Origin of the sequence: Blautia sp. 210820-DFI.6.14, assembly GCF_020558815.1 — a bacterium.
GTDB lineage: Bacteria > Bacillota > Clostridia > Lachnospirales > Lachnospiraceae > Blautia_A > Blautia_A obeum.
Genome location: NZ_JAJCKS010000015.1, coordinates 1 through 13238, shown reverse-complemented (window position 1 = coordinate 13238; position 13238 = coordinate 1). Strand labels below are relative to the sequence as shown.

Sequence of the window (13238 nt, the reverse complement as noted above, 5' to 3'; positions counted from 1 at the left end):
TTAAAGCCGGCTCATGATGGAAGATGCTTCCAGGTACCCCCTATCTCTGTTTCACCTGGAGGCATCTTTTATTTTGTAAATATTTGCAGAATACAATATTCTGTTTAAAGAAAAAGGAGGAGAGACTTGTGATTGAAGTAAACAATCTGGTCAAACGCTATGGAGACCATACGGCAGTTGACCACCTTTCTTTTAAAATTGAGAAAGGCAAAATCTACGGCTTTCTGGGGCCAAACGGAGCTGGTAAATCTACGACTATGAATATGATTACTGGTTATATAGCATCTACAGAGGGAACGGTAACCATTGATGGTCATGACATACTGGATGAACCGGAGCAGGCAAAAAAATGCATCGGCTATCTGCCGGAGATGCCGCCTCTTTATTTCGACATGACAGTAGGCGAATATATGAATTTCGTTGCTGATCTCAAAAAAATCCCAAAAGATCAAAAAAAATCCATGGTAGAAGAAGTCATGGAAATGGTAAAGATTACCGATATGAAAAACCGTCTGATCAAGAATCTGTCCAAAGGTTACAGACAGAGAGTTGGACTTGCACAGGCAATTCTTGGCTATCCGGAAGTAATCATCCTGGATGAGCCAACCGTAGGTCTTGACCCGAAACAGATCATTGAGATCCGTGATCTGATTAAGAGCCTTAAGAAGAAACATACAGTTATTTTAAGTTCGCATATTCTGTCAGAAGTCAGTGCTGTCTGCGATTATGTATTGATCATTTCTCATGGAAAACTGGTTGCCAGTGATACACCTGAGAATCTTGGAAAACTTGCAGAAGGTTCCAATACCTTAAATCTGCTTGTGAAAGGTGATAAAGATCATATTCGCATTGCACTTGGACAGATCAGTGATATCAAAGATATTAAGATAGAGGATGCAAAGGAAGAACATGCATGGAATGTAATGCTTTCTACAAAAGAGGATATGGATATCCGTGAAGAGGTGTTCTTCAAAATGGCAGATGCGCACTGCCCAATTCTGGAAATGCAGTCGAAGAAAGTATCTCTGGAGGAAATCTTCCTTGAACTGACTGAAGATGATAAGAAGAAAAAGAACGAAAAAGAGACAGACAAAAAGGAGGGGGAAAATAAATGATCGCAGTATATAAAAGGGAGCTGAGAAGTTACCTTACTTCTATGCTCGGTTACCTGTTCATATTTTTTATCCTGCTTCTGACAGGTATTTATTTTTCAGCATATCAGCTTGGAGCAGCATATCCGCGTTTTGAGTACACATTAAGTGCACTGACCTTTGTATTTCTGATCAGTGTACCGATCCTTACCATGAGAGTCCTTGCAGAAGAACGTAAACAGAAAACAGATCAGCTGCTTCTTACAGCACCGGTGTCTATTGAAAAAATTGTTTTTGGTAAATATTTTGCACTGGTTACGATCTTTGCGATTCCGATGCTGATTATGTGTCTGTATCCACTGCTCATGACAAAATTCGGAACAGTATCTCTGGGAGCAGCATACACTGCGATCCTTGGATTTTTCCTTCTGGGATGTGCAAATCTTGCAATTGGTGTGTTTATTTCCTCATTGACAGAAAGTCAGGTAATTGCGGCAGTACTGACATTTGTTATTCTGTTTGCTTTTTATATGATGAATGGAATTTCCTCTTTCTTCTCAGAAGGAGCACTTTCTACCTGTGTTACATTTGGACTTCTGATTCTGGCAGCAGTGATCATAATCTATACAATGATCAAAAACTTCCTGATCTCAGCAGTCATCTGTGTAGTTGGTGAGATTGCCCTGGCAATTGTGTATGTTGTAAATTCCAGCTTCTTCTCAGGCGGAATTCAGAAAGTGCTGGATATCTTTAACCTGAGCAGCCATTTTGACAATTTTGCAAATGCAATCTTTGATGTCAAAGGCGTTTTGTATTTCGTGTCTGTGATTGCAGTCTGCCTGTTCCTGACTGTACAGTCGATTGCCAAGAGACGTTGGAATTAAGGAGGTGGGAGACAATGAAATTTACGGAAAAACTGAAAGCAAAGAAAGCAGATAAGATTGAAAATCCGGCAAAAGAGACAGCCAAAAAAGAAAAGAAACCTTTAAAACAGAAAATAAAGGATTCCATGAATAAAAAATACATCAAGAACGGTTCTTACAGCGTTGTTATCAGTGCTGTTTTTGTAGTGATCGTTCTTGTGGTAAATATGATCGTTGGTTCCCTTCCATCTAAATATACAGAAGTGGATGTCAGCGAACAGAAACTTTACAGTATCGGGGATGACACAAAGAAATTCCTGAAAGATCTGGACAAAGATGTGACCATTTATCAGGTCGTACAGAGCGGTTCTGAAGATGAAACAATTAAAAAGTTACTTGAGAAATATGAAGAAGGATCAGATCATATTAAAGTAGAACAGAAAGATCCTGTTGTAAATCCGAAATTTACGTCAGAATATACCAGTGATGATGTTGCTGCAAACAGCCTGATCGTGGTATGTGGTGACAGAAGCAAAGTTGTAAATTACAGCAGTATTTATGAATCTTCGATTGATTATAATACGTATCAGTCCACAACGACAGGATTCGATGGAGAAGGACAGATCGACAGTGCTATTTCCTATGTAACTTCCGAAGACCTTCCGGTTCTTTATACACTGGATGGACATGGTGAAAAAGACCTGGATTCTACTCTTCAGGAAGATATCCAGAAAGCAAATATTGATATTAAATCTCTGAACCTGATCACAGAAGAAAGTGTCCCGGATGATGCTGCGTGCCTGCTAATCAACGCACCAACTTCCGATATTTCCGAATCTGAGAAAGATGCGATCATTGATTATCTTGAAAATGGCGGAAAAGCTATGATCTTCTCTGATTATACAGAAGAATCCATGGATAATTTTGATGCGGTTCTCAAGAACTATGGAGTAGAGAGAACAGAGGGTATTGTAATTGAAGGCGATTCACAGCATTATGCGCAGATGCCTTATTATCTGGTACCGACAGTCAACAGTACTGATGCAATCTCAGACTTTGCATCCAAAGGTTACTATGTACTGATGCCTTATGCACAGGGAATCAAAAAGACGGACAGCGTCAGAGACACTGTTACGATCAACAGTCTTCTGACAAGTTCTGACAGTGCTTATTCCAAAGTGGATGTCAATAGTGGAACGATTGAAAAAAACGATGATGATATTGATGGTCCGTTTGATCTCGGTGTAAGTATCACAGAAACATTGGATGATGACAAAGAGACACAGATCGTTTATTATACTTCTTCAAATCTGATGGACAGCCAGATCAACCAGATGGTATCCGGTGGAAATGAGCAGATGATCATGAGCTCCCTGAACTGGATGTGCAGCTCCGATGAGACTTCTACAATTTCTGTTCCATCTAAAAACCTGCAGATTTCCTATCTGACACTGACTGCTTATGATGTAAGCTTCTGGAAGATCATGGTAATGGGAATCATCCCGGTAGTATTCCTGGTAATGGGATTTATGGTATGGCTGAAAAGGAGAAAGGCATAAATGAAGAAAAAAACAGTCAAACTGGTTTCGGCAGTAGTCGTATTGGGAGTGCTGTGCGCAGCGTATGAAGGCGTAAACTTTTATGTTACCTCACAGGAAGAAAAAGAAACTGAAGAGAATGACACAAGCGTAGATTTGGTAAGTCTGGAGGCAGATGATATAACAGCAGTTTCATTTACCGCAGACCAGAATGAAGTAGAATTTGATAAAAAAGATGATAGCTGGACAGAAAAATCTGATGCGAATTTTCCGGTGAATCAGGACACGGTTGACAGTGCAGTAAAGGGAGTTGCATCCCTGACTGCTGACCAGGAGATTTCCGATGTGGAAGATATGAGTCAGTATGATCTGGATAATCCGCAGAATACCATTACGCTGACAACAGCTGATGGTGATACAAGTCTTCAGATTGGAATGGAATCTTCAAATAATCAGTACTATGTGAAAAAAGAGGATGATGATAGAAATGTTTATCTGGTATCCAGCAGCTCAATAGAGCCTTTTATGGGAACTTTGTATGATTTTGCGGAGAGTGGCACATTTCCATCCGTAACATCCGCTACGATCACAGATGTTAAAGTAGATAAAGAGAATAGTTATGAGCTTACACAGGATGCAGACAATCTGTTCTGGAATGTGTCTGATGGTAAAACTACAGAGAAGGCAGATACTACAAAAGCAGGAACTGTAACTTCAGCGATAGGATCTCTGGCATACGATAAATTTGTAGATTATAACTGCACCGACGATTCCAAGTATGGATTTGACGATCCGTATGCAGTTATCACTGTGAAGTATACCGAGGAAGAAGCTGTAGAGAGCGATGAGGATTCAGAAGAGTCCACAGATGCTGATACAGAAGAAAGCACAACAGATGAAGCGGCTGCAGATACTTCAGAAGATGCGGATGTATCAGACGAAGACTCTTCCGAGGATGAACAGGAAACACAGACGGTAGAGAAGACGCTTACCATTTATGTGGGAGATGAGACCGGCGATGACCGTTATGTGAAAGTAGATGACAGCAAAGAAGTTTACACGATCACGAAAGATTCTCTGACAGATATCCTCGACAGTACAATGTCTGATTTCTACAACCTGTCTGTAAGCTATGTATCGGTTAATGATCTGGATTCCCTGGAGGTACAGAGTGCAGATGGAGATCATACAATAAACGTTGTAACGGAAACCGTAAAGGCAGAAGATGAAGATACCACAGACGATACAGATTCTGATACTACAGATGAAAGCAGTACAGAAACATCGGATGAGAGTTCCACAGATACAGACTCCTCTGATGAAAGTTCTTCTGATGATGAGGAAGAGACTACTACAACAACTTACAAGTTAGATGGCGAAGACCTCGATGAATCCACATTCACGACTTTCTACAATAAACTCATCAACATGACCGCACAGGAACGTCTTACTGAGGAGTATACTCCAGAAGGAGATCCGGCATATACCTTTATCTTTAAAGATACAGACGGAAAAGAAACTACGGTCAAGTATTATGAATATGATACAAACTTCTATGCGGCGGTAGTTGAGGATAAAGTTTATCTGGTGAACAAGATGAATGTAAAAGATCTGGATGAAGCTTATCAGAAGATGGTGAATCCGGATACGGAAGATGCCGAAGAAAGTACATCCGATACAGCTACAGAAGAAAATTAAATTTATACGAACCTGCCCCGCGAGTTGCTCGCGGGGTATTTTTTTGTTTGCCAGTGGTAAAAAAATCTTCCTGGTGATAAAATAGAGTCGATTTTATAATAAGCGAGGAATCAGAGATGTTATATTTTTTAAATGATTATTCAGAAGGTGCACATGAAAAAGTCCTTCAGCACCTGATCGATACCAATATGGAGCAGCTTCCTGGATATGGAACCGACCATTACTGTGAAGAAGCAAAAGAAAAGATCAAGAAGGCATGTGGCTGTGAGGACGCAGAAGTCTTTTTACTGACAGGCGGCACGCAGACCAATCAGATTGTCATTGATACGATGTTACAGCCGTATGAGGGCGTTGTAGCGGCTCAGACGGGACATGTCAGTACACATGAAGCCGGTGCGATTGAATTTACCGGTCATAAAGTCCTGACACTTCCAGAAAAGAATGGGAAAATCAATGCAGCGGACCTTAAGAATCTGATTGAGACATTTTATGGTGATGAAAATCATGAGCATATGGTATTTCCGGGAATGGTCTATATTTCTCATCCGACAGAATATGGAACACTGTATACAAAAAAAGAACTGACGGAGCTTTCTGCAGTATGCAGGGAATATAAAATTCCTCTTTTTATGGACGGAGCCAGACTGATCTATGGTCTTGTAAGTAAAGAAACAGATGTGACTTTACAGGACATTGCGAAACTCTGTGATGTATTTTATATCGGAGGAACCAAGGCAGGTGCTTTATGTGGAGAAGCTGTTGTGTTTACCGGAAACAGTATGCCAAAGCATTTTCTTACAAGAGTCAAACAACATGGAGCCCTGCTTGCAAAAGGCAGACTTACGGGGGTACAGTTTGATGCACTTTTTACAGATGATCTTTATCTCGAAATTGGTAAAAATGCTATCGAAACAGCTACCGTTCTTAAAGCGGGATTGAAAGAAAAAGGATATACATTTTACATAGATTCACCTACTAATCAGCAGTTTGTAGTTCTGGAGAACCGTAAGATGGAAGAATTAAAAAAAGATGTCCAGTTCAGCTTCTGGGAGAAGAAGGATGATACACATACGGTAGTCCGATTTGCAACCAGCTGGGCAACCAGAATGGAAGATGTAGAGAAACTTCTTTCTCTGTTATAGATTGTAAAAAGACCTTTTTTATCGTATAATATAGATATTCAGGTGATGGAAAAAGGGAGGTAGAACATGAAGAAACACAGCAAACGTCTGCTGACTGCAGCAGCACTGGTTATGACAACAACTGCCACTATTCATATTATAAATAAAGTGATCGCAGCATCCGCCTGTCTGAAGGAAATGCTGGACACTGATGTAAGAAACTATTATCATTGGCGCTTTGGTGATATTTATTATACAAAAAAAGGCAAAGGAAGCCCGATCCTTTTGATCCATGATATGCTTCCGGGTGGTTCCGGATATGAGTGGGGTAAGATCGAGGATGATCTTGCACTGGAACATACGGTCTATAACCTGGATCTTCCGGGATGCGGACGTTCTGAGAAGTCAGGAATAACTTATACAAACTTTGTTTATGTACAGGCTATCTGCGATTTTATTAAAAATGTGATCGGAGAGAAGACAGATGTTATCGTGAACGGATATGCAGTATCTTTTGTTGTGATGGCATGTCACAATGAAAAAGATCTGTTCAACAAGATTATGATGGTAAATCCGGTCAGTCTTTCAAGTCTGAAACAGATGCCTGGAAAGAAAGAAAAACTTCTCCGCAGATGTCTGGAAATTCCGGTGTTTGGAACATTGGTTTATCACATGGTCGTATCAAGAGATGCTGTTAATAACGAATTCATTGAGAATTATGCATTTGATCCGTTCCATCCGGACAGAGACCTGCAGGATGCATATTATGAGGCAGCGCACAGAGGCGGCTGTTATGCAAAGAATGTTTATGCAAATAAGGCATCCAAATATATGAATATTGATATTACCCGCGGACTGAAAGAAATCGATAACAGTCTTTATATTGTTGAAGGCGAAGCTGAGAACAATGGAGAAGCGATCGTAGAAGCATATAAGAACGTCAATCCGTCTGTTGAAGCTGTAACACTTAAAGAAACTAAGCATTTTCCACATGTGGAAGTGCCGGAACAGTTTCTGGAGCAGGTTGGAATCTTCTTCTGACAGAGCTGACTGTTCGACTTGAAAAAAAAGATAAAAGAAAGAACTCATGCTTATGTTGATTTTCACAGTAAAATGTGATGAATAACACAAGAGCAGGAGTTCTTTTTTTCTGGAGAAGTGAGGGTACATTGCCCTACTTCTGCCGTTTATATTTCGAAAGAGCCAGAATGACAGAAACAAATGCCAGAGCAAACATAACTTCGATTCCCAGAGATTTCCAGATATCTGTGGCAATATTGCCAGAAACGCTATGATATCTGGCGAGCGTTTCATTGATGTCCTCATACCAGTAGACTGGAAGAAACTGTGCTATTTTAAGTACTTTTTTATCCATAACACTCATTGGTACAAAAACACCGGACAAAAAGCACATGCCAAGAGAAACAATATTGGAAAGTCCATTAAGCATGTTGCTGTTTTTTACAAAAAGTCCGAGCAGATAAGACAGAGACAGCGAGACCATCATCATCACAAAGGTATTCAGGAGATAATAGGTCAGAACACCGGAAGCCAGGAGATCTTTCTGATACATGACAATTGCACCTGTGACGGCGATCAGCCATAAACCGACTCCGATCGTAAACATGGCAAGCAGTCCTTCAAGGTTCTGCCGGCGAATGGAAACGGATGAAGCCTGCATACGTTTTTGGATATCTTCTTTCTGAAAAGCAAGAAGAATATAGCCCATGGAATAGCACAGAACAGCCAGAAACAGATAGGGAACATAACGGAAATAATAGGTATATGCCGGTGTTTCGGAAGTGGTTTCGGTGTCCTGATACATGGAAACCCTGGAAGAAGGCTGTTCCAGAGCGGCTTTTGCAGCTTCTTTCTGAGAAAAACCAGAAGCAATGTATGTGCGCACATTATTCAGCCATGCATTGATCTGCTGGTCTACATAAAATGAAGTATAGGATCCGGGAATCTTTGTGACGGAAATCGGGTTATCCTGTACAATGCAAGTTTTATAGAAATCTTTTGGAATCTGTACAATATATTCTGCATTTCTGTAAAAAAGCTCTTCCTGCATAACAGAAGGATCACTGGAAATCTCAGAAACATTATGGATTGTTTTGAGATAGTCTGTTAAAGCATGAGAAAGAGTACTCTGATCATTATCTGCAACGGCAATATCCACTCGCGCTTTTTCAAAATCTTCCAGATGCTCTTTGCTGGCAGCTGCCTGAAGAGCCATGGCAACGGAGAAAAAAATAACCAGATATATGATCACCAGACCGATATTCTTTTTTAATATTTTCATATAGCCTTTAAATACTGTCATAGCGATTCCTCCTGATCAGTAAAAATGAAGCCATAATAAAAGCAGCGCTCATAACTGCAAGTGTGACAAGATTGCGGTAATAGCGGGCTGTATCATTGTAAACATTGATACAGTAAAATGCATCCGAAATCAGGGCAGCAGGATTGATGCGGTTGATGATCGGAGCATGTTTTTCTACGAGATCTTTCATGTTACTGTTCATGAGTCCTGCAAGAAAACTGCAGACCATGGAAATCGCAAGGATAACAGCAACTTTTATACCTTCACTCAGTTTGCCGAGACTTCCGACAAACAGTCCCACAGAAACACCGATCAGGCTTCCGAACAGTGAAATGATAAGCATTTTTCCTATTTGTCCCTGAAAATCCAGTTTCAGTATGATCCTGAGATAAATGAGTAAAATAATTACATCGGTATATCCAAGCAGAAAGGAAGTAATCTGCTCGGATAAAATCAGTTTGAGTTTATGGGTGGGAGTAACACAACGTCTTGCCGCCAGAGCTGTTAAATTGGCCTGTAACGTGATCGCGGCGCCAAAGCCGATAAAACATCCATACAGGCACGCCATGGCGATCAGAGCGTAAAAAAACTGCGAATTACCATCGATCGTTTTTCCACCCAGGGAAAGTTCCTGTACAAGATCGCGGGTATCTGCCATCTGTGAAAGTCCTTCCAGAATTCCGGAAGGATGTTTTTTCAGGATATTCTGTATCGTGTGCAGGTTGTTATTGTAACTTTCCAGAACAGACTGAAGGATACTTTCCGGAATGCCATGTGCATTAACTGTCAGAGACGGAGTCATTTCATTGTAATAGATACCAGAGATTTCCTTGTTTTTTAAAGCAGTAAGCGCTGCAGATTCATCCATCTCCTGAATGTTCAGAAGATCTGAATTACTTTTTTTAACCTGGTCTATGTAAAAGCTGAACAGTGGATTAGGGCTGGTTTCCTGCACCATAGCTACCTGAACGGTCTCAAAATCTGCATCATTCAGGTTTCCAAATGCAAAAAAGAAGAAGGTACCAAGAATCAGAGGAAAAACAAGCGGCCAGAAGGTCATATTAAAGTTACGTAATTTAACCAGAAGATTATACTTTATTAAATGCAGCATAAAAAATCCTTTCTGTGAATTTATGCATATTCATGTATAAATATACATAAATATTAATCACGAAGCTGTTTTCCTGTAATCTCCAGAAAGACATCATTCAGAGTTGGAAGTTCGGAAAAGACTCTTCCAAAAGTAATGTCCTGGCTCTGAAGGTAGTTCAGAAGACGAATCAGATTATGCTGAGCACCTGTGCAGCGGAGAGAGAGAATCTGATTTTCATAATGCACATCAAAAACATGAGAAAGATTCCTGATATCCTGAAGGTGTTTTTCTTCGAGAAGAATTGCTTCCACTGTGATCGTTTCGCCTGTTTTGATCATTTTCTTCAGTTCCTCAGTGGTTCCGGATGCAATTACCCGTCCGTGGTCCATAATTGCGATGCGGGTACAGATCTGTTCTACTTCCTCCATGTAGTGGGAAGTATAAATGATAGTGGAACCCTGTTCGTTCAGTTTCTGGATACCTTCGAGAATTTTATTACGGCTTTGCGGATCAACTGCAACGGTAGGCTCATCCATAATGATCAGACGAGGCTTGTGAGCGATACCGCAAGCAATATTCAGCCGTCGCAGCAGACCGCCAGAAAGTTTCCCGGGGCGGGTTTTACAGTAATCTTCGAGCCCGACAAACTGAATTGCCTCATTGACCAGTTCTTTGCGGCGTTTTTTATCAGAAACATATAAACCGCAGAAATAATCGATATTTTCATATACTGTCAATTCGTCAAAAACAGCGACATTCTGCAAAACAATGCCAATCTGCTGTTTGACCTGATAACTCTCAGGGGTCATAGGCTGGCCAAAGACTTCGATCGTTCCTTTGTCATATTTTAAAAGAGAGAGGAGACAGTTGATCGCGGTTGTTTTTCCGGAACCGTTAGGGCCAAGCAGACCAAAAATCTCTCCTTCATGAATATCGAGATTCAGATGATTCAGAGCAACCAGATCACCATATCTTTTTACCAGATTTTCTATATGAATCATAATAACTCCTTCCATACAAAAAGTTTAAATCATGCGTATCTGACAGGGGCAGATATGCATAAATACCGGAAGCAGACAAGTGTTTCTTCCTGACTATACTATAAGATAAATTGTGTGAAATACCAAGTGCAGGATGTCACAGAAAAAGGATGACATTTGTCACTGAGCGGAGTGAACAGTAACCATTTGTCACGGAATGGAGACAAAAATGGAGAGGTGACATTTGTCACTTTGAATATACTGGAATGTGTTATATTATAAATATGTAAAAGAAAAACGTAATAAAAGACAGGCAATGAAAGAGAATAAATTTTTTGCAGAAACCTTTAGAATGGAGGAATATGGGATATTTTCAGGATATGGGACTACTGTTTATATATAGTCTGATAGTCCTTTTGTGGAAAGAACCTGACAGGACGCTGATTTTTGCGATTCTCTGGGCGGTAATCCTGATTTGCGGAATCTATTTCATACATAGAAAAAGTACAAAAGTTTTGGTTTGTACAGTATTTGCTTTAATGGCACTTGTAGTGCCAGAAATAGAAATGTTTTATCCGATTCTGATATATGCACTGATAAAAGAAATAAACTGGCAGATGGGACTGGCCATAAGTATGGCAGGGGGAATTCTGCTGGGGAAATATGGGGATATGCACATAGAAATAATGGCAAAATATGTGGTTGGATGTCTGCTTGCGGCTATATTGGAAAGAAAAACTTATAAGCACGATAAAATGGACATTGAATTACGAAAAACTGTGGATTCAGGAGAAGAAAAAGCACTTCTTTTGTCAGAAAAAAATAAGGCGCTGGCAGAAAAACAGAATTCCGAAATTTATGCAGCAACGCTTCGTGAAAGAAATCGAATTGCAAGAGAAATCCATGATAATGTGGGACATGTGCTGTCTAGAACGATTCTGCTAACCGGGGCCGCCAGAGCCATAAATAAGGATCAGAATCTGGATAGTCTTTTAAAAGGGCTGGATAATTCACTTAATTCTGCCATGGATAGTATCCGCTCAAGTGTGCATGATCTTCATGATGATGCAGTGAATCTTCAAGAAACAATAAAGGGGATTATAACGGACATAAAGATGGAAAATGTAGAATTTGAATACGATATGTCCGAAATAATACCCAGAGAAATAAAAAATTGTTTTATCAGCATTGTAAAAGAAGCTATATCGAATGCTATGAAATATAGTTCTGCGACACAGATTAAAATTATTATGAGAGAGCATCCGGCAATATATCAGCTATGCATTGAAGATAATGGAAAAGGCTGCGCAGATTATGACAAAAATACAACAGGAATCGGATTGAAAAATATGCAGGAACGTGTAAATACATTGAATGGAAATCTCCAGATCAATGGCGAAAAAGGATTCCGTATTTTTGTTGTGATTCCGAAATAAAATAGAGCAGAATAGCAGAAAAAATGAGGATTTACAGGAAATGAAAATAGTGATAGTAGATGATGACTGCCTGGTTACAGAGGCTTTGAAAACAATCCTTGAAGTGAATGAAGACGTACAGGTGCTGGCAACAGGGTCCGATGGCAGAGATGCGGTATGCCTGTATGCAGAATATAAGCCAGATGTCTTGTTAATGGATATTCGAATGAAGAATATGAATGGACTCGAGGCTTCAGCTGAAATATTAAAAGCAGACGCAAAGGCTAATATATTGCTTCTTACAACGTTCCTTGATGATGAATATATTGTGAAAGCGTTACGCCTGGGAGCAAAAGGGTATCTGCTGAAACAGGATTATGCAAGCATTTTGCCGGCATTGAGAGCAGTGTATTCCGGGCAAACTGTATTTGGACAGGAAATTGTGTCTAAAATACCGGATTTGATTCAAAAGAAGGAAAATTTTGATTATAGTGTCTGTGAAATTAATGAAAAAGAAAAGGAAATCATCCGTCTGGTTGCAAATGGATACAGCAATAAGGAAATTGCTGCGGAAATGTACCTGGGAGAAGGGACAGTGAGAAATTATCTGAGCGCAATTCTGGATAAATTGCAGCTCCGTGACCGTACACAAGTAGCTGTTTTTTACTATAAGCATCGTTGAAAAAAGAAAAATGCAGGAATATATTATGCATAATTATGAGAAAAATATACATATTGGAGATGTGAAAAGTATAAAAAGTAAAAGAAGAGCCGTGGACGGGGAGGATGAAGTGCAGGAGATATGTGAAGTAGTAGAGGAAAATGGGATTCCTATGAAAATTGTTTTGTGAAGATGTGGATAAGTGTTGTGAAATCGGTGAATGTAAAAGACATATGTACGCGTGATGAAAACATTACTACGTGCGAGACAAAACCATTGCTGAAATAATAGAAAACAGATGAAATTTATAAAAAATGTCAGATAATAATATAACCATTCGCCGCTGTAACCATTGACATCTGTATAAACAGCAATAAAAAGATATCCTGCCATCAACTTCCTGCAGGAGTTCGCAGAAGTACTTGGTGATGTTCTGACTGCGTAATCCATAATAA

At 39.8% G+C, this 13238-nt stretch carries 11 protein-coding genes; 8 read left to right on the top strand and 3 right to left on the bottom strand.

Going from position 1 to position 13238, the window contains the following annotated elements; translation table 11 throughout:
- Nucleotides 1–128 precede the first annotated feature (128 nt).
- From LI112_RS11380 to LI112_RS11355, 6 genes are all read left to right on the top strand, one after another.
- Nucleotides 129–1115, top strand: coding sequence for an ABC transporter ATP-binding protein (locus LI112_RS11380; protein ID WP_022388840.1), 987 nt, complete (start codon nt 129–131; stop codon nt 1113–1115).
- Nucleotides 1112–1975: an ABC transporter permease gene (locus tag LI112_RS11375; RefSeq protein WP_227190752.1), complete on the top strand. Its 864-nt coding sequence runs from the start codon at nt 1112–1114 to the stop codon at nt 1973–1975. The genes LI112_RS11380 and LI112_RS11375 overlap by 4 nt, the downstream gene beginning before the upstream one ends.
- 14 nt (nt 1976–1989) lie before the next feature.
- Nucleotides 1990–3513, top strand: coding sequence for a GldG family protein (locus tag LI112_RS11370; RefSeq protein ID WP_227190751.1), 1524 nt, complete (start codon nt 1990–1992; stop codon nt 3511–3513).
- Nucleotides 3514–5190: a DUF4340 domain-containing protein gene (locus tag LI112_RS11365; RefSeq protein WP_227190750.1), complete on the top strand. Its 1677-nt coding sequence runs from the start codon at nt 3514–3516 to the stop codon at nt 5188–5190.
- A 116-nt stretch (nt 5191–5306) separates the two neighbouring features.
- On the top strand, nt 5307–6332 hold the full coding sequence (locus tag LI112_RS11360) for a low specificity L-threonine aldolase (protein ID WP_227190749.1): 1026 nt from the start codon (nt 5307–5309) through the stop codon (nt 6330–6332).
- Nucleotides 6333–6398: 66 nt separating this feature from the next.
- The gene (locus LI112_RS11355) at nt 6399–7352 is read left to right on the top strand and encodes an alpha/beta fold hydrolase (RefSeq protein WP_022388835.1); all 954 of its coding nucleotides are present in this window, start codon (nt 6399–6401) and stop codon (nt 7350–7352) included.
- Between the two features lie 133 nt (nt 7353–7485).
- On the opposite strand, the gene LI112_RS11350 is transcribed toward LI112_RS11355, so the two are convergent.
- The 3 genes from LI112_RS11350 to LI112_RS11340 are packed head-to-tail and all read right to left on the bottom strand — an operon-like array spanning nt 7486 to nt 10728.
- Entirely contained in the window at nt 7486–8634 is a 1149-nt protein-coding gene (locus tag LI112_RS11350; RefSeq protein WP_055066463.1) for an ABC transporter permease, read from the bottom strand.
- Nucleotides 8621–9745, bottom strand: coding sequence for an ABC transporter permease (locus LI112_RS11345; RefSeq protein ID WP_227190748.1), 1125 nt, complete (start codon nt 9743–9745; stop codon nt 8621–8623). The genes LI112_RS11350 and LI112_RS11345 overlap by 14 nt, the downstream gene beginning before the upstream one ends.
- A gap of 53 nt (nt 9746–9798) precedes the next feature.
- The gene (locus LI112_RS11340) at nt 9799–10728 is read right to left on the bottom strand and encodes an ABC transporter ATP-binding protein (RefSeq protein ID WP_022388832.1); all 930 of its coding nucleotides are present in this window, start codon (nt 10726–10728) and stop codon (nt 9799–9801) included.
- A 341-nt stretch (nt 10729–11069) separates the two neighbouring features.
- On the opposite strand from LI112_RS11340, the gene LI112_RS11335 reads away from it, so the two are divergent.
- Nucleotides 11070–12143 (top strand): sensor histidine kinase, encoded by a 1074-nt coding sequence (locus tag LI112_RS11335; protein ID WP_227190747.1) that lies wholly within the window; start codon nt 11070–11072, stop codon nt 12141–12143.
- A gap of 40 nt (nt 12144–12183) precedes the next feature.
- The gene (locus LI112_RS11330) at nt 12184–12804 is read left to right on the top strand and encodes a response regulator transcription factor (RefSeq protein ID WP_117739586.1); all 621 of its coding nucleotides are present in this window, start codon (nt 12184–12186) and stop codon (nt 12802–12804) included.
- Nucleotides 12805–13238 lie beyond the last annotated feature (434 nt).

Bases quoted from the DNA above. Each gene is read 5' to 3' on its own strand.
- LI112_RS11375 (WP_227190752.1), top strand. From the start codon at position 1,112: ATGATCGCAGTATATAAAAGGGAGCTGAGAAGTTACCTTACTTCTATG.
- LI112_RS11370 (WP_227190751.1), top strand. From the start codon at position 1,990: ATGAAATTTACGGAAAAACTGAAAGCAAAGAAAGCAGATAAGATTGAA.
- LI112_RS11365 (WP_227190750.1), top strand. From the start codon at position 3,514: ATGAAGAAAAAAACAGTCAAACTGGTTTCGGCAGTAGTCGTATTGGGA.
- LI112_RS11360 (WP_227190749.1), top strand. From the start codon at position 5,307: ATGTTATATTTTTTAAATGATTATTCAGAAGGTGCACATGAAAAAGTC.
- LI112_RS11355 (WP_022388835.1), top strand. From the start codon at position 6,399: ATGAAGAAACACAGCAAACGTCTGCTGACTGCAGCAGCACTGGTTATG.
- LI112_RS11350 (WP_055066463.1), bottom strand. From the start codon at position 8,634: ATGACAGTATTTAAAGGCTATATGAAAATATTAAAAAAGAATATCGGT.
- LI112_RS11345 (WP_227190748.1), bottom strand. From the start codon at position 9,745: ATGCTGCATTTAATAAAGTATAATCTTCTGGTTAAATTACGTAACTTT.
- LI112_RS11340 (WP_022388832.1), bottom strand. From the start codon at position 10,728: ATGATTCATATAGAAAATCTGGTAAAAAGATATGGTGATCTGGTTGCT.
- LI112_RS11335 (WP_227190747.1), top strand. From the start codon at position 11,070: ATGGGATATTTTCAGGATATGGGACTACTGTTTATATATAGTCTGATA.
- LI112_RS11330 (WP_117739586.1), top strand. From the start codon at position 12,184: ATGAAAATAGTGATAGTAGATGATGACTGCCTGGTTACAGAGGCTTTG.